Source organism: Rhodopseudomonas palustris (genome assembly GCF_034479375.1).
In the GTDB taxonomy this organism is placed as follows: Bacteria; Pseudomonadota; Alphaproteobacteria; order Rhizobiales; family Xanthobacteraceae; genus Rhodopseudomonas; species Rhodopseudomonas palustris_M.
Map to the genome: position 1 here is coordinate 625,656 of NZ_CP140155.1, position 15,988 is coordinate 641,643.

General features: G+C 64.8%; 16 protein-coding genes. 5 read left to right on the plus strand and 11 right to left on the minus strand.

Annotated elements, in window-relative coordinates; all coding sequences use genetic code 11:
- Positions 1–37: 37 nt before the first annotated feature.
- Together SR870_RS02725 and SR870_RS02730 are read left to right on the plus strand one after the other, a co-directional pair.
- Positions 38–1,234 carry a patatin-like phospholipase family protein gene (locus SR870_RS02725; RefSeq protein ID WP_322516517.1) on the plus strand — a complete coding sequence of 399 codons (1,197 nt, stop codon included), beginning with the start codon at positions 38–40 and terminating at the stop codon, positions 1,232–1,234.
- 54 nt (positions 1,235–1,288) lie between these two features.
- On the plus strand, positions 1,289–1,870 hold the full coding sequence (locus tag SR870_RS02730) for a hypothetical protein (protein ID WP_322516518.1): 582 nt from the start codon (positions 1,289–1,291) through the stop codon (positions 1,868–1,870).
- 83 nt (positions 1,871–1,953) lie between these two features.
- Here SR870_RS02730 and SR870_RS02735 read toward each other — a convergent pair whose 3' ends face one another.
- The 5 genes from SR870_RS02735 to SR870_RS02755 are packed head-to-tail and all read right to left on the minus strand — an operon-like array spanning position 1,954 to position 6,573.
- Positions 1,954–2,811: a metal ABC transporter permease gene (locus SR870_RS02735; RefSeq protein WP_322516519.1), complete on the minus strand. Its 858-nt coding sequence runs from the start codon at positions 2,809–2,811 to the stop codon at positions 1,954–1,956.
- Positions 2,808–3,683 (minus strand): metal ABC transporter permease, encoded by an 876-nt coding sequence (locus SR870_RS02740; RefSeq protein WP_322516520.1) that lies wholly within the window; start codon positions 3,681–3,683, stop codon positions 2,808–2,810. Before SR870_RS02740 ends, SR870_RS02735 begins: the two co-directional genes overlap by 4 nt.
- A gap of 1 nt (position 3,684) precedes the next feature.
- On the minus strand, positions 3,685–4,566 hold the full coding sequence (locus tag SR870_RS02745; protein WP_322516521.1) for a manganese/iron ABC transporter ATP-binding protein: 882 nt from the start codon (positions 4,564–4,566) through the stop codon (positions 3,685–3,687).
- An 18-nt stretch (positions 4,567–4,584) separates the two neighbouring features.
- Entirely contained in the window at positions 4,585–5,514 is a 930-nt protein-coding gene (locus SR870_RS02750; protein WP_322516522.1) for a metal ABC transporter substrate-binding protein, read from the minus strand.
- A 54-nt stretch (positions 5,515–5,568) separates the two neighbouring features.
- Positions 5,569–6,573 carry a hypothetical protein gene (locus tag SR870_RS02755; RefSeq protein ID WP_322516523.1) on the minus strand — a complete coding sequence of 335 codons (1,005 nt, stop codon included), beginning with the start codon at positions 6,571–6,573 and terminating at the stop codon, positions 5,569–5,571.
- A gap of 169 nt (positions 6,574–6,742) precedes the next feature.
- Between SR870_RS02755 and mntR the strand changes: the two genes are divergently transcribed.
- Positions 6,743–7,210 carry a manganese-binding transcriptional regulator MntR gene (gene mntR / locus SR870_RS02760; RefSeq protein WP_322516524.1) on the plus strand — a complete coding sequence of 156 codons (468 nt, stop codon included), beginning with the start codon at positions 6,743–6,745 and terminating at the stop codon, positions 7,208–7,210.
- Positions 7,211–7,606: 396 nt separating this feature from the next.
- Here the strand turns inward: mntR and SR870_RS02765 are convergent, their stop codons facing one another.
- The 6 genes from SR870_RS02765 to SR870_RS02790 all read right to left on the minus strand — a co-directional run bounded on the left by SR870_RS02765 (position 7,607) and on the right by SR870_RS02790 (position 12,537).
- Positions 7,607–8,398: a TOBE domain-containing protein gene (locus tag SR870_RS02765; protein ID WP_322516525.1), complete on the minus strand. Its 792-nt coding sequence runs from the start codon at positions 8,396–8,398 to the stop codon at positions 7,607–7,609.
- A 138-nt stretch (positions 8,399–8,536) separates the two neighbouring features.
- Positions 8,537–9,160, minus strand: a complete 624-nt coding sequence (locus SR870_RS02770; RefSeq protein WP_322516526.1) for a DUF2478 domain-containing protein — start codon at positions 9,158–9,160, stop codon at positions 8,537–8,539.
- A 3-nt stretch (positions 9,161–9,163) separates the two neighbouring features.
- Positions 9,164–9,964 carry an ABC transporter ATP-binding protein gene (locus SR870_RS02775; RefSeq protein WP_322516527.1) on the minus strand — a complete coding sequence of 267 codons (801 nt, stop codon included), beginning with the start codon at positions 9,962–9,964 and terminating at the stop codon, positions 9,164–9,166.
- Positions 9,961–10,983 (minus strand): iron ABC transporter permease, encoded by a 1,023-nt coding sequence (locus SR870_RS02780; RefSeq protein ID WP_322516528.1) that lies wholly within the window; start codon positions 10,981–10,983, stop codon positions 9,961–9,963. Before SR870_RS02780 ends, SR870_RS02775 begins: the two co-directional genes overlap by 4 nt.
- A gap of 1 nt (position 10,984) precedes the next feature.
- Positions 10,985–12,037: an iron ABC transporter substrate-binding protein gene (locus SR870_RS02785; RefSeq protein WP_322516529.1), complete on the minus strand. Its 1,053-nt coding sequence runs from the start codon at positions 12,035–12,037 to the stop codon at positions 10,985–10,987.
- Complete coding sequence (locus SR870_RS02790; RefSeq protein WP_322516530.1) at positions 12,034–12,537, minus strand: SAM-dependent methyltransferase; 504 nt, start codon at positions 12,535–12,537, stop codon at positions 12,034–12,036. Before SR870_RS02790 ends, SR870_RS02785 begins: the two co-directional genes overlap by 4 nt.
- 509 nt (positions 12,538–13,046) lie before the next feature.
- On the opposite strand from SR870_RS02790, the gene SR870_RS02795 reads away from it, so the two are divergent.
- The gene (locus SR870_RS02795) at positions 13,047–15,212 is read left to right on the plus strand and encodes a TonB-dependent receptor (protein WP_322516531.1); all 2,166 of its coding nucleotides are present in this window, start codon (positions 13,047–13,049) and stop codon (positions 15,210–15,212) included.
- Positions 15,213–15,523: 311 nt separating this feature from the next.
- On the plus strand, positions 15,524–15,751 hold the full coding sequence (locus SR870_RS02800) for an ATP-binding cassette domain-containing protein (protein ID WP_322516532.1): 228 nt from the start codon (positions 15,524–15,526) through the stop codon (positions 15,749–15,751).
- Positions 15,752–15,988: the final 237 nt, after the last annotated feature.

Below are 15,988 nucleotides of genomic sequence, written 5' to 3' on the forward strand. Positions count from 1 at the left end.
AATCCTTAAGCCTTTTCCTCGATCGTCCGGTATGGTCATGCGTCACATTCCCCGGTCGTTGGTCGTCCCTCTGGCGATCGCGTTGAGTTCGCTGCTGGCGGCCTGCGCGTCTGCGCCGCGCGTGCCGTACACCGCCGCGGAAGCCTCCGCGGCCCGGGTCCTCGACCTCACGGATTTGCGGCGCTATGCGGACGAGCCGGCATCCGCCTTCCGGGACGACAAGATGATCGCGGGGCCGCGCACCTATCTGGCGCTGTCGGGCGGTGGTGCCGACGGCGCCTATGGGGCGGGCGTGCTCAACGGATGGACCGACGCCGGCACGCGTCCGTCGTTCTCGATCGTCTCCGGCGTCAGCACCGGCGCGCTGATTGCGCCGTTCGCGTTTCTCGGGCCGCAATACGACCCGACCTTGCGCGAGTTCTACACCAGCGGCATCGCCGAGAGCCTGCTCGACTCGCCGAATCCGTTCAATGCGATCTTCGGCTCGGGACTGTTCGGCAATACCCGTCTGCGCGAACTGGTCGCTCGGTACATCGACGCGGATTTCGTCGCCGCGGTCGCAGCCGAGCACGCCAGGGGCCGGATGCTGTTCGTGGCGACGACCAATCTGGATTCCCAGCGCGCCGTGATCTGGAACATGGGCCGGATCGCTTCGTTGCGCACGATGGCTGGGCTCAATCTGTTCAGGGACGTGGTGGCGGCGTCGGCGAGCCTGCCGGCGGTGTTTCCGCCGATGCTGGTGAATGCCGAGGCCAACGGCGTCCGGTTTCAGGAGATGCATGTCGATGGCGGCGTGACCGCGCCGGTGCTGACGCTGCCGGAGGCCTATCTGCTGCGCAACGCGTCATGGGGCAAGTCGCTCGATCTGCAGCTCTACATCCTGATGAACAACAAGATCGAGCCGGAATTCCAGGTCGTCCAGAACAGGACGCTGGAGATCGCCGCGCGGTCGTCGTCGACGCTGGTCAAGGCGCAGACGAGGTCGATCCTCTACAGCACCTATGATGCCGCCCGCCGCAACAAATACGGCTTCAATCTGACTTACATCGAAAGCGATCGGCCGCCGTCGCCGTCCGCGGGCTTCGACACCGCTTACATGCGGAGCCTGTTTCAGTACGGCTATGACCGGGCGAGGTCGGGCCGTGCGTGGTCGAAGTCGCCTCCTGAGGATACGCCGACCGCCGTGCCGGTCGCGGCGGCCCCACCGGTTCGGCGACTGGCCGGCGCCAACTGATCGTGACGCTGTCGACGCGGCCTCCCGCCGCGTCCCGAAGAGAGCGAGGCGGACATGTCTGCACGTATCGTCCTGTTCGCCCTGACGGCGGCGTCGCTATCGCTCGGTCTGACGTCGGCGGTCCAATCCGCGCGCGAGCCTCACGAGCTGAACGTCGGCGCGACGCCGGGTTCTGCCGACGAAACCGGCGCCGAGCCGATCGCCGCCGGCTCCGGTGCGGATCTCGTCCGGATGGTGGAGGCCAGCCTGTCCGGGGCCAGGGTTTACGATCTGAGCTTCAACGGTGACGGCGCGGCGCCGTCGTTCGAGGTCAAATCATATCGCGACGGCAAGATCTGGAACACGGTGGTCGAGGCCGCGACGCGCCGGATCGTTCGATCCGCGATGGTGATGTCGGCCTCCGATCTGCATGGGGAGGACCGACGCAGCATCGACGACTTCAGGCGAGCCAACATGGCGTTGGCCGATGCGATCGAGATCGCCGAGAAGTACGGACCGGGCAAAGCGATCAGCGCCGGCCTTCACCACACCGGCGGAAAACTGGTGTTCGTGGTGGTGGTCGTATCAGGCGGTGCGCTCAAGGAAATCGTGATCCGCCCCGACAGCCTGAAGCGCGGCGGGCGGCGCGGGACGTAGCATCGGCCCGGCGATTCCGTCAGCCGGGCGCCGGCCTGAACTGCGTCCGTGCTCGGCCGTTTCGTCGGTCGCATTCCGATCCCTCACGGCGGGCTGCCAATTCCGCTGGCCTGTCGTAACAAGCCTCGTTTCGGCGCAAACAGAAACGCCAGAACGAAAACGACCGCCTGGGTCAGCACGATACAGGCGCCGGTCGCGCCGTCGATATGGAAGCTGACCAACGTCCCGAGCACGGCCGAACTGGTCGCGACCGCGGTGGCGATCACCAGCATCCGGTCGAAGCTGTCGGTCAGCAGATAAGCGGTTGCCCCGGGGGCGACCAGCATCGCGATGACCAGGATGATTCCGACCGCCTTCAGCGACGCGACGATGGTCAGCGCGAGCAGCACCAGCAACCCGTAGTGCAGCCACGTCACCGGGAGGCCGATCGAGCGTGCGTGGTTGGGATCGAAGCAGTAGAGCAACAGATCGCGGCCCTTCAGGATCATCACGAGCAGCGTGCCCCCGGCGACGATGGCGGTTTCGATCAGGTCGCGCGGCGTGACGCCGAGAACGTTGCCGAACAGGATGTGATTCAGATGCTGGTCGGTATCGATCTTGGTGAACATCACGAGGCCGATGCCGAACATGCCGGAAAACACGATGCCCATCACCGTGTCTTCCTTCACGCGGCTGTTCGCGCTCAAATACCCGGTGAACACGGCGCAGGACAGCCCGGCCGCGAACGCGCCGACCGCGTATGGCAGGTTCAGCACATGCGCGAGCACGATACCCGGGAGCACCGCGTGGGAGACGGCGTCGCCCATCAGCGACCAGCCCTTGAGCACCAGGTAGCACGACAGCACGGCGCAGACCGCCGCCACCATCACCGATATGATCAGCGCGCGCTGCATGAAGGGGTAGGCCAGCGGCCCGGCGAACCAGTCGACCAGTTCGCTCACGACGCGACCTCCGCGGCGGCGAGCCGACGACGGCGCGCCGCCAGCATGCCGTGCTTCGGCGCGAAATAGAACGCCGTCAGGAATACCAGCGTCTGCAGCGTGACGATCACCCCGCCGGTCGCGCCGTCGAGGAAGTAGCTGATATAGGCGCCGACGAAACTGGTGATCGCGCCGACCGAGATGCTGATCAGGATCAGCCGGCCGAAGCGGTCGGTGAGGAGATAGGCGGTGGCGCCGGGCGTGACCACCATCGCGATGACGAGGCAGGCGCCGACCGTCTGCAGCGCCGCGACGGTGCAGGCGCTGAGCAGGGTGAAGAACACGATCCTGAGCGCGCGGGGATTGAGGCCTATGCTGCGCGCGTGGTTCTCGTCGAAGAAGGTCACCATCAGGTCCTTCCACAGCAGGGCCAGGATGCCGAGCGAGACCGCCGAGATCAGCGCCACCTGGACGACGTCCCCGTCGGAGATCGCCAGGATGTTGCCGAGCACGATGGTCTGGACGCTGACCGAGGCCGGCCAGATCGAGGCCATCAGCAGGCCGAGCGCGAACAGCGTGGTGAACACCAGCCCGATCACCGCGTCCTCGCGCAGGCGCGAGTTCAGCTTGACGAACTGCATGCCGGCCGCGGCGAGGATGCCGGCGAGGAAGGCGCCGAGTGCGAACGGCGCGCCGATGATATAGGCGGCTGCGACGCCGGGCACGATCGAATGCGCCAGCGCGTCGCCCATCAGCGACCAGCCCTTCAGCATCAGATAGGCCGACAGAAAGGCGCAGACGGCGCCGACCAGCGCGCTGACCCACATCGCCTTGATCATGTAGTCGTAGCCGAACGGCACCAGCATCTCGGCGAGCAGGGAGCCCTCGGCCATCTCAGGTCTCCTCTTCGTGCCGCTGGCTCCGACGCTCGCCGTACAGCACCAGCGGCCGTTCGTCGTCGGTGATCACCGTGAGCCGCTGGCGCTCGTCGTCGCGCTCCAATCCGGTGCCGCCGAGCTGCAGGTTGCGCAACACGCCGCCGAACGTCCGTTCGAGATTGTCTCGCGTGAAGGTCTCGGCGGTCGGCCCGGCGGCGAGAACGGAGCGGTTGATCAGGACGACCTGATCGCAGAACTCCGGAACGCTGCCGAGATTGTGGGTCGAGACCAGCATCAGGTGCCCGGAATCGCGCAACTCGCGCAACAGGTCGACGATCGCAGCTTCGGTCTTGACGTCGACGCCGGTGAACGGCTCGTCGAGCAGGATGATGCGGCCGCCCTGCGCCAGCGAGCGAGCGAGGAACACGCGTTTCTTCTGGCCGCCGCTCAGTTCGCCGATCTGGCGGTGGCGGTAGTCGCTCATGCCGACGCGCTCCAGCGCCTCGTCGACCTTGCGGCGATCGAGCCGCGACGGAATCCGCAGGAAGTTCATGTAGCCGTAGCGGCCCATCATCACCACGGTTTCGACCAGCACCGGGAAGTTCCAGTCGACATCCTCGCTCTGCGGCACATAGGCGACGATGTTCTTCTTCAGGGCCTCCGCGACCGACAGACCGCAGAGTTTCACCACGCCGGAGGTGGGCCGCACGAAGCCCATGATCGCCTTGAAGATCGTCGATTTGCCGCTGCCGTTGACGCCGACCAGGGCGCAGATCGTGCCGGGGTCGAGCGCGAACGACGCGTCCTTCACGGCGGTGAAGCCGTTCGGGTAGGTGACGGTGAGATTCTGCACTGTGATGCTTGCGACGGGCGTCGCGCCGAATTCCGAACTAGCCATGTTCGTGATGAGGCGCGATCAAGCGCCAAACCCCTTCGCGATGGTCTCGACGGTCACCTTCAGCAGATCCAGATAGGTGGGGACCGGCCCACCTGCGGCGCTGAGCGAGTCGACGTATAGCACCCCACCGTAGCGCGCCCCGGCTTCCCGTGCCACCTGTTTCGCGGCGCGGTCCGAGATCGTGCTTTCGCTGAACACCACCGGGATGTTGTTCGTGCGTACCAGGTCGATCACCTTGCGCACCTGCTGGGGCGTGCCTTGTTCGTCGGCGTTGATCGGCCAGAGGAAGGCCTCCTTCATGTCGTAGTCGCGCGCGAGATAGCTGAAAGCGCCTTCGCTCGACACCAGCCAGCGCTTGTCCCGGGGAATGGCGGCCAGCCGCATCCGCAGCGGCTCGTCGAGTGCCTTGATCCGCGCGGAATATGCGGCGGCGTTGCGATCGTACGCGTCCTTGTTGGCGGGATCGTAGGTGCCTAGCGCCTTGCGGATGTTCTCGACGTAGATCAGGGCGTTCGAGGGCGACATCCAGGCGTGCGGGTTCGGCTTGCCGGCATAGGGCCCGTCGGCGATCCCCATCGGCGCGATGCCTTCGGTGACGACCACGCTCGGCACCTGTTTGACGCTCTGGAAGAACCGCTCGAACCAGCGTTCGAGGTTGAATCCGTTCCACAGCACCAGGTCTGCCGACTGCGCGCGTACGATGTCGCGCGGTGTCGGCTGGTAGTCGTGGATCTCCGCCCCCGGCTTGGTGATCGATTCCACCACGGCCCTGTCGCCGGCGACGTTCTGCGCGATGTCCTGGATGATGGTGAAGGTCGTCACCACCCGGAACGGCTTGCGCGTTTCCGCTTGGACCGGCCCGGCCAGCAGCACGCCGGCGAAGGCAGCCGCCAATGCGGCTGCGAAGGCTGTCGTGATCCGGCGGCGGTCGGTGACCTTCGGCTTCATGTCTCGTTTCCCTGATTTGCGTCGGCTGCCGCTGGGGCCCGGTCCCGTGGCTTTCTAGAAATGCACATTGAGGCGCAGCATCGCCTGGTGACGCTCGAAATTCTCGAGGTCGAGACGTCGGCTGTCGCCCAGCGCTCCGCCCGCGACCTGCATCTGCCAGGTTCCCGACACTCCGAGACTCTCCGAGATGCTGTAGGAGAAGGTCGGGCCGACAAACACCGCGTCGCCGGCGAAGCGGTCCAGGCCGCCGCCCTCATAGGCTCGCAGATAGCGCAGCGCGACGCCTGCGACGAAGTCCGGCACGAACGCGTAGGACAGCGCGCCGTGCAATTCGAGGTCGGAATCGTGGCTCCACAGCCTGGTCGCGCGCTCGCGGGTCGCGCCGGTGCCGTACCAGACGTTGAAGGCGGCGAACAATCTGTCGGGGATCAGTTCGCGGTCGAACAGCGCGGCGAATTCGGCGCCGTAGTGTTCGATCCGCATGCCGCTGCCTTCATCGACGCGGCTCCAGCCCGGCTGGGCGTGCAGCGTCAGCCCGAACGGCGCGGAGGTCCTGTCGATCAGCTTGTAGCGGAATTCCATCGTCGCGCCGTTGAAGGTGACGTGGCGCCGGTCGTCGTAGCCCGGTGCGCCATCGATCCGCTGGCCGCCGAGGCCGAAGCCCGGCGCGATGCGGAATTGATCCGTGACCGTGTATTTCACCTGATTCAGGGTGGCGAGCGTAGCGTAGCTGCCGCTTCGCTTGCCGAACGCGCCGACATTTTCCATCTCGATCTCGATGTCGCCGCGCCGGCCGATGTCCGATCCCATGGTGAAGCCGAAGATATGCTCGGTATCGATGTCCTTGGCTTGATGAGCCGGCGCTGCCGGCTTTGCACCGGCGAAGCCGCTCGCCTGCGAGGGGGCGAGAGCGGTGAGCCATGACGGTCGATCCGCCGCCGCTGCGGGCCCCACCTGGGCAAGCGCACCTAGTCCCGTCGCCGCCGCCACGGCGACGAGAGCCCGCTTGGGCTGCTGACGTCCGGCCGGGATACCCGCCCGCGACCGAATTCTTCGCACCAACATCTCCACATTCCAGCCAATTATACATGATGTAGCTTTGGCTACAGACTAGAGAACGGTTCGCAGATGTCAACTCACCCTAAGATGTAGCGTTGGCTACATTTTGACACGACCAACGAAGCGTGATCTCTCTGGCGCGCAATCTCAAAGGCTTAGGACGGACGCCATGGCGCTGACGGCTCACCAGAAGCCACCCCCGAACGACGGCGCCGGCACCGAACTACCCTCGGAGCTGACTCAGGCGCGGCGCTTCGGCAAGACGCGGTCGGCGCAGTCGACCGCGTTGTTCGAAGATTATGTCGAGCTGATCGCCGATCTGCTGACGGGCGTCGGAGAGGCGCGGCCGACGGATATCGCGCGACGGCTCGGGGTGTCGCATGCGACCGCGATCAAGGCCATCGCGCGCCTGAAGCGGGCCGGATTGGCGACCTCGCGTCCTTATCGGGGTGTCTTTCTCACCGAGAACGGACATGCGCTGGCCGAAAAAGTCCACACGCGCCATCGGCTCGTGGTCGACCTGCTGATCGCGGTGGGGGTTCCGGCCGAAGCCGCCGAGGCCGATGCCGAGGGAATGGAGCACCACGTCTCGGACGCGACCCTGAAGGCATTCGCTCATTTCCTCGGCTCGCGATGACGAGCGGCCCGCCGGGCCGGCTGAAGCAGGCCCAAGTAGCAAGTCGTATGAAGTTCGTTCAGAGTGAGTGTCGCGCCGGGCAATTCGGCGAGAATGGCCAGCAGCCCGGTCCCGGCCGACGGCTCGAGTACGGCGTCGGAGGGGAAGGCCGGTTGAACTAGAGGTAATGCCAGCAGTCTCCAAAGATTGTTGGCCTCTTTGCATTCCGCGGACACTTCGCCGGATGGCCGCGCGGGCACAGCCAGTTCACTCCTTCTCCTGAGATGCGCCGATCTTCCGCAATTTGCTGCGGCCCCCGCGCTGTTCGTTTGCCGCGACCGGGTCCACGTAGCTGGATCTTGCAGCAAGAGCCGGAGCCCGCATCTACGTTTGTTTCACATCGTGAGTGAGAAAAACTCAGCCAGCAGCGAGGATGACGTGATCGGGTTCGAACGTCGCCGCAGCGGTCGAGCCTTCGACGAGTCCGAGATCCTCGACCTGATGACGCGGCACCACCGCGACGAGCGTCTTGCCTTTGCCGAGGTCGAGATGAACCTCCGAATGAACCTCTGCATCGATGCGCCGCACCACCGTGCCGCGAAACAGATTGCGCCGCAGCCGCGATGCCTCGTCCGGTGATACCAGTCGCACGAACGGAGCTTTCACCAGCGCCAGCGCCTTTCGGCCGGGGGCGAGGTCGAGCTGTTCCGTCGCGGCGTTGGTGATGATCGCGTGAATCGAGTGTTCGTCCGACACTTTGAGGACGACTTCGACGTCGACCGGCCATCGTCGAACGCTCACCACCTCGGTACGGAAGATGTTGCGCGCCGATATTTTGAATCCCGTAGCCCACAGCAGGGCGTCGCCGATGTCTGCGAGGCCTTCTTCGGCGATCAGCGAGGAAATCCTCGCCAGATGGTCTTCGAGACGATGGAATGCGGTGATCAGCCGGCGGCCTTCTTCGGTCATCTCGGCGGCTCCGCCGACGCGACCGCTGGTCCGCGTCACGAACGCGGGCGTCGGCAGCAGGTTGTTGATGGCGTCGACGGCTTCCCACGCGGTCTTGTAGCTGATCCCCATCGCCTTCGCGGCCTTGCTGATGCTGCCGTGTTCGGCGACGGCCTCCAGCAGACGGATACGGTCACGACCGACCAGGAGACGCCCGCCGCTCCGAAGCTCGAGATATGCGTCGATCTTGTCGTCGGCCATCGCATGGTGTCGCGTGAGTGGGTTGGGCGCGCCACCCTAGGCGATCGCGCTGCGAGGGGAAAGCGCGGCGCACCAACCGCAGTGCCCAGAATACCACTTCAGCGGAAACAGCGTCCGATATTGTAGCGCATGCCGAGTTCAGCCGATGGTCGTGCCCCGTTGCGCGGCAAGTGAGTCGAACCAGGCGACGATCGCGTCCGGATCCACGGGCAACTCTGTCCAGTCGTCGCCCGCAAAATCGATCCAGCCCGGCAGCATCGATCGATCCACCGCAACAACAGCGGGAATGTCCTCGGCGACGGCGAGTCCGACTTCCTCGCGAATGCCTCGCCCGGCGATTTCCTCTTTCGCGAACCGTCCGAACAGAACGAGCTGCGGCCGGGTGGCGATCGCTTCAGCGAGCCGTACCTGCGCCATCGTGAGCCCGTCGGCGCTGAGGATGCACGATGTCGATCCGGCGCCGAGATCCTGCGACAAGGCGATGGAGTCGCCCCGCACCACGTCATCGAGCCAAAGCGAGGCGCGGCCATTCGCGTGGGGCGAACCATAGCGGGGCACGAGGCCGGCGATTCGGGTCGCGGGACGGGCGACGAGGCGGTCGCGGACCGCGCCGAGCGTTTGTTCGAGCGGATCGCCGGGGCGATACACCACTACGGCGAGAGGCATCGGGCCACCCGCTCGATTCCCCGCGCCGGTCTTGGTCGCGGGGCCGCCATCGTCGTCCTGGTGATCAAGGCAGTGGTTTCGAGCATCGCACGACATGCGCTACACCTTTGTAGTTGCTGGATGGGAAAGCGGGGATCGCGACACCACGCGCCGCCCCGAGGGGGTCACCTCGAGAGCCAGTTCGACTCCGTAGAGGCTGCGGAGACGAACGGCGGTCAGAATATCGTCCACCGCGCCTGCTTCGAAGCTCTGCGCCGGGCCGATGACGGCGACGCGATCGGCGATGGCAAAGGCGTGCTCCGGTTCGTGGGTCGAGACCAGCAGCGCCAGTCCCCGCGATGCCAGGGCGCGGACCTGATCGAGCAGGGCCAGCCGGTTGCCGAGATCGAGGCTGGCGGTCGGTTCGTCCATCACGATGATGTCGGTGTCCTGGGCGAGCGCGCGCGCGATCAACATCAATTGCCGCTGACCGCCGGAGATCCGATCGGCGGAGCGTTCGGCGATGCCGGCGATCCCCAGTGTCTCGAGCGCGCGTCGGGCAGCGGCAACGTCGTCGCGGCTCGGCGTCTCGAACATTCCGAGCCGCGCGGTGCGGCCCATCACTACGAGGTCGATCACCGTGTGGCTCGGATCGCCCTGGTAGGCCTGCGGGACGAACGCGATGTGGCGGGCGATCTGTTCGCGGCTCATTGTCGCGATGTCGCGGCCGCCGATCAGGATCTGGCCGTTCAGCGGCGGCAGCAGACCGAGGATCGTTTTGAACAGCGTGGTCTTGCCGACGCCGTTGGGGCCCATCAGGCAGGTCGTGCTGCTGCCCGACAGGTCGAGGTCGATGCCGCCGGCCAGCGCCAGACCGTCATAGCCGATCGTGACATTCCGCAAAGAGAGGCGGGGCGTCATTCGCGCCTCCACAACGCGCGCGCGCCGTGTCGGGTGATCAGCCAGACGAACAGGCCGCCGCCGACCAGCGCCGTCAATACGCCGATCGGAATTTCGATGGGCGCAATGGTTCGCGCCAGAGTATCGACTACCACCATGAAGGACGCGCCGAGCAGGATCGACACCGGCAACAGCCGATCGAAACGCGCGCCGACCAGCAGGCGCGCCAGATGCGGCACCATCAGGCCGACCCAGCCGATCACCCCGGACACGGCGACGACGCTGGCGGTGATGAGCGTCGCGGCGGCGATCACCACCTGCCGGGTTCGCCGCGTGTCGACACCGAGCGCGCGGGCGTCGTCGTCGCCGAGCGACAGCACGGCGATCCGCCAGCGCAGCAGGAACAGCGGGATCAGTCCGATGGCGACGGTCGGAACCACCACTGCGAGATCGTCGGGGCGGATGCTGGCGAGGCTGCCGAGCAGCCAATAGGTGATCATCGGCAGTTGGGAGTAGGGATCGGCGATGATCTTGACCAGCGAGATCGCTGCCGCCGCCAGTGCGCCCACCACGATGCCGGAGAGAACCAGCATGAGAATGTCGCCGCGTTCGCGCAGCGACCAGGCGAGGGCGGAGACCAGCACGACCGTCAATGACCCGGTGACGAAGCCCATCAGTTCGATGACTGCAACCGGGAGGCCGAACAGGATGCCGATCACCGCGCCCAATCCGGCGCCGTGCGACACGCCGAGAATGTCGGGCGACACCAGCGGATTGCGAAACAGATTCTGATAGGCCGCGCCCGCCGCGGATAGCGCGGCCCCGACGCAGATCGCGGCGGCGATTCGCGGCAGACGAATCTGGAACAGCACGGTCGCGGTCTGGCCCTGGTCGTGGTTGCCGGCCACCCGATCGAGGATGGCGGCGACGACGTCACGTGGCGGAATCTGGTAAGGCCCGGTGCCTGCGGCGAGAATGACGACGAGAGTCAGCAGAACGGCGAGGCCGAGCGCGACCGGCGTGACCCGAAAATGCGTCACGTCAGTGGCCGAGACCTTCGAGAAATTTCTCGATCTCCGCGTCCGGGATGTCGACCTGATAGAACAGCCGATAGAAGCCACGCAGGTCGGCCTCGAGGTTTGTCCGTGCGCGGTCGGGATAGAGGGTGTGGACGAGGAGCGGCAATCCGATCAAGCGATTGACCGAAGGCGGCAGATCGATGGTGCCGAATGGCCGGTTCGGAAGCAGAAATACGCGTCGGCTCCGCACAGCCGGGACGACCTGCCATTCGGGACGTTCCATGATCATGCGCCGAACGGCGGGATCGATAGTGATGATCGTGTCCGGCGCCCATGCGATGACTTGCTCCGGCGAAACGCGTGCGAGGCCGCCCGCCTCGCGGACGCCTTCGACGACATTGACGGCTCCGACGCGTTCGATGATCTCGGTGTTGATCGACCCGCGCGATCCGGTTTCGAACCCGTCGAGGCCGCGGGCGAGGTAGATCCGGGGCCGCACCGCCGGCGGCACCGCCGCGACGGCGCGGTCGACCTCGGCGAAGATCGCTTCGCTGGCGCGGGCCAGGGCTTCGCCGCGTTCACTGACGCCCAAAATGTCGGCGAGCAGCCGCAGCGCTGCGGGCGTGTTCTCGAATCGCCCGTCGATCAGCAGATAGGGAATTCCGGTCTGCGCCTGGATGCGCTCGGCGATCGATCGGTAGGTGTCGCTGGTCGCGCCGAAATCGATGATCACGTCGGGCCGGCTCGCCATCAGGCGCTCCGTATTGATGGTGTCGCCGCGGCCGGTCAGCCGTCCGAGTTCGGGAAGTTCGCGCGTCGCCGGGAGCAAGAAGGGCTTGTCGATGTCGCGGGGCGTGCGGCCCCAGCCGATCATCTTCTCCGGCGCGACAACGTAGAGAAGCACGCCCGCCGGCGGGCCCGAAGCAAATACGCGATTGATGGTGTCGGGGACCTCGACGCGACGGCCGGCGGAATCGACGACGGTGCGAGCTTCCGCGGACGACGACGACGCGAGCAACTGGGCGAACAGGAGGAGGACGATCAGCACGATGCTGCGCCCTGCGAGACCGATCACGAACGTGTCCCTCCCACCTGAAAGTCTCCAGGCTTGGGCAGTGCCATCGGTATGAATTCAGAACGATCGGGTTTCAGATCGATCAGAGGCGTGCCGTCCAGGCAATCCAGCCCGCGGACCAGCAGACTGGCGCCGTCACGGCCCTCAAGGCGAACGATCGAGGTTCCGATCGGGTTTGGGCGGATCGGTGAGCGAAGCGAAAAGGTGCCGCGCGTGACGCCGTCATTGCGGGGGCATTGCAGCAGAAGATCGCGCCGCGAACGATGCAACCAATAGAACACTTCGAGCATCGCGCCATCCGCAATGCCGGCGAGCGCCGGCAGCCAGGGATCGAACATCTCGATGCGGCAAAGCGGTCCGTCGGCACGGCCGGCGCGCGGGCAACTGCCGAGCTCCGACCACGGCGTGTAGATCCGGCCAATGAAGACCAGCCCGGCATCGGTTTCGCCGGACCAGTCCGTGGCCACTTCGCCGTCTCTGATTTCGTTGTCCATGCTCATGTGGTGTCCAGTTCTCGTTCGCCGAGGTCGGTTCGCGCCCGAGCCTGAGGCAGAGACGTCTGATCTGTAACCTCGAATTACATGATTGGAACTGTCGGTCAATCAGTGGCCTGTCCGTCGAGAAACATCCATTGGACTTAGAATAGTTGCTCTTCCGCCACAGTTGGGGCTGAATTCAACCGATTACGGTGAAATACTGTGCAAAAAAGCACACGACTACCACTATTTCCCGTATTGCGGGTACCAATTCGGAATGCACGCGGAATGGCATTGTGCGGGATCTTTGCTTCGTTCGAAAAGTAACTTCGGTAAATAATTTATATAAATATGCGTGCGCTCCGAAAGCTGAACCCGCGCCTTCAGGTCGTGAGGGGCGCTTCAGGCAACCCGAACGCAGCCGCCAAAAAGACACTCGATCTTCCACCGACGGCGCTGCGCGCGGGCTGCGGTGGTTCTCGCTTCGACGCGCGTGAACTGGACAGAGGGGCACTATGAAACGGATAAGGCGCGTGACGATTCTGCTGGCGAGTGCCGCGACGGTCTCTTCGATCGCGGTGGCGCGGGCAGGGAATGAGGGGGCTTACGAACTCGGCATGATTCACGTGACCGCGCCGGCCGGCGAGGGTTCGGAATTCGGCGAGTTCGGCGGCAGCACGATTTCCAACGCGCAGACCGAGACCTTCAACAAGAACACGCTCGACAAGGCCGTCGATCTGGTGCCCGGCGTCGTCGCCGCGCCGAGCGGCAACCAGCGCAACGAGACCAACATCTACATCCATGGCTTCGATCGCCTGCAGGTGCCGCTCTCGATCGATGGCGTGCGCATCTATCTGCCGGCCGACAATCGCCTGGATTTCTCACGCTTTCTCACCGACGACATCGCGCAGATCCAGATCGCCAAGGGTTACGTCTCCGTGCTCGACGGATCAGGCGGTCTCGGCGGCGCGATCAATCTCGTGACCAAGAAGCCCGTCAGGCCGTTCGAGGGCGAGTGGCGCAGCCAGGCCGAGTTCGGCAACAACGGCAAGTTCGACGGCTTCAAGAATTACGCGCGCGTCGGCTCCAGGCAGGACGAATACTACTTCCAGGCCAGCGGCACCTGGCGCAAGGTCGAAGGCTGGGAGCTGCCGTCGAGCTTCACGCCCACCGCCATCGAGAACGGCGGCCGCCGCGACTTCTCCGATTCGAAGGATTGGAGCGTCAACCTGAAGGCCGGCTGGACGCCGAACCCGACCGACGAGTATTCGATCAACTTCATCAAGCAGAACGGCTCGAAAAACGCGCCGTACAATGTCGAACCGACCGCGTCGCAGAAATACTGGTCGTGGCCCTATTGGAACGTGCAGATCCTGTCGGCCGCGACCAGGACGGAGATCGGCGACGATGCCTACATCAAGACCCGGACGTTCTGGGAGACCTTCGACAACGCGATCGACATGTGGGACAACGCGGCCCAGACGCAGCGATATTCCACCAGTGCGGCGCGGTCGGTCTATCAGGACTGGGCGGTCGGCAACGCGCTGGAGTTCGGCAAGGATTTCGGGGCTTTCGACACGCTCAAGCTCGCCACACACGTCCGGCGGGACAGCCACTCCGAATGGAACGAACTGTTCACCGACCGCTACGGCCTGAATGCTGCGACGGCACCGAAGAGCTCGTCCTGCGCCACCAGTATCACCTCGAGCGCGACCTGTTTCGTCGAGCCCACCCAGACCTCGACCGAGGATACCTATTCGGTGGCCGCGGAAAACACCGTCCACATCACCCCCAGTGTCGACTGGGTGCAGGGCGTCGGTTATGATCTGCGGCATCTCAACAGGGCCGAGGACTACGTGATCGGCCAGTACAAATCCGGCACCTACTATCAGCCTTATTGGGTCAATTATCAGCTGACCAATGATTCGGCATTCAATTGGCAGTCGGCGGCGATCTGGCGCTATTCAGAAACGGCCCAATTGTTCCTGAACATTTCCGACCGGACCCGTTTTCCGACGTTGTTCGAGCGATACAGCTCCAGGTTCGGCACCGCGGCGTCGAACCCCGACCTGCGCCCGGAACGGGCGGTCAACTATCAGCTCGGATGGACCAATGCGTTTGCGCCAAAAAGCCAGGTTTCGGTTCTGGTCTACTATGCCGACGTCACAGATATGATCCAGTCGGTCGCGACGGGCAGGAGTTTCACCGATCCGATCTCCGGAAAAGTGTCGGCCATCACGCAGAATCAGAACGTCGGCGACGGCTACAGGTACGGCATCGACTTCGCTGTCGACTATGCCCTCAGCGCATCGTTGTTGCTGGGCGGCAACGTCTCCTACATTCGCAACGTTCTCACCAATCCGTCCGACCCGACCGTACAGCAGACCGGCATCCCGACCGTGAAGGGGATGCTGTATGCGAGCTACAGCCCGATCGAATCGGTGACGCTCACGCCGAGCCTGCAATTCGCCGACGATCGCTGGTCGGCGAAGAACGAAGTGATCGCCAACAAGTCGGTCTCCAGTTACGTCAAGACCGGCAGCTACATGTTGGCGAACATGACGGCTGAATACCGGATGAGGGAGAATCTGACCTGGTCCGCGGGCGTGAAGAACATCTTCGATCAGGAGTACTCGCTGGCATGGGGCTATCCCGACGCCGGGAGGACCTACTACATCGGGGCGAAGGCGACGTTCTGAGCGGGCAATCGGATTCGCGGCTTCCGCCTGCGGTGGGAGCCTCGAACCCGGCCGGGGGGTGGCATTCAGCGATCGCGACGTGTCGGTCTTGCCGGTCTGGATGTCGCTGACCGCGAGGCTGCAAATCCCGACGCGCCGGGCGGCAGCTTGCCCTCGGTGACGCGCTCGCGAATGTAGTTGCAGATCTGCTCCTCAAGCGACACGTCGCAGGTTCGGTCGAGCGGGATGGGCATCATCGCGAGCAGTCGCGGCGGCAACGGAATTAGCGAGCGTGGATCGATCGCCAGGCGCGGATGGATTTCGTCTACGAGGTGATCGGCGAATTGACCGAGATGCGGCATCGCAAGGCACTGCTCTTGAGCGGCGGTCAGCAGAAGCTGGTTGCGCTCGGCCGCGCACTCGCCATCGGCACCCGCTGCCTGTTGCTGGACGAACCGTTCGAAGGCATCGCCCCGGCTTTGTCGGAGCGGCTCTCCGAAGTGCTGGCGTCATTGCGCGGCAAAGGACCTCACCGTGCTGATTTCGCAATCCGATCTTAACCATTCGCGCGGGTTGTTCGAAAAGGAATTCGTCATTGAACGCGGCGCCAATCTGGTGAATTGAACCGAGCGCTGCAGCGCGAAATTCTGAACGAGGTGGCTTGTCGATGGCCGCCGGCCCTTGCCAGCTTCCGTGGTGGTGATCGAGTCGGAGCTGTGGGTCACCGGACGAGCCCGGCTATGACGCTGGCGCTGCTTTGGTATCGCCGGGCGGTAGGAGGCTCGGGCGTTCTCACC

Bases quoted from the DNA above. Each gene is read 5' to 3' on its own strand.
- SR870_RS02725 (WP_322516517.1), top strand. From the start codon at position 38: ATGCGTCACATTCCCCGGTCGTTGGTCGTCCCTCTGGCGATCGCGTTG.
- SR870_RS02730 (WP_322516518.1), top strand. From the start codon at position 1,289: ATGTCTGCACGTATCGTCCTGTTCGCCCTGACGGCGGCGTCGCTATCG.
- SR870_RS02740 (WP_322516520.1), bottom strand. From the start codon at position 3,683: ATGGCCGAGGGCTCCCTGCTCGCCGAGATGCTGGTGCCGTTCGGCTAC.
- SR870_RS02745 (WP_322516521.1), bottom strand. From the start codon at position 4,566: ATGGCTAGTTCGGAATTCGGCGCGACGCCCGTCGCAAGCATCACAGTG.
- SR870_RS02750 (WP_322516522.1), bottom strand. From the start codon at position 5,514: ATGAAGCCGAAGGTCACCGACCGCCGCCGGATCACGACAGCCTTCGCA.
- mntR (WP_322516524.1), top strand. From the start codon at position 6,743: ATGGCGCTGACGGCTCACCAGAAGCCACCCCCGAACGACGGCGCCGGC.
- SR870_RS02765 (WP_322516525.1), bottom strand. From the start codon at position 8,398: ATGGCCGACGACAAGATCGACGCATATCTCGAGCTTCGGAGCGGCGGG.
- SR870_RS02770 (WP_322516526.1), bottom strand. From the start codon at position 9,160: ATGTCGTGCGATGCTCGAAACCACTGCCTTGATCACCAGGACGACGAT.
- SR870_RS02775 (WP_322516527.1), bottom strand. From the start codon at position 9,964: ATGACGCCCCGCCTCTCTTTGCGGAATGTCACGATCGGCTATGACGGT.
- SR870_RS02790 (WP_322516530.1), bottom strand. From the start codon at position 12,537: ATGAGCATGGACAACGAAATCAGAGACGGCGAAGTGGCCACGGACTGG.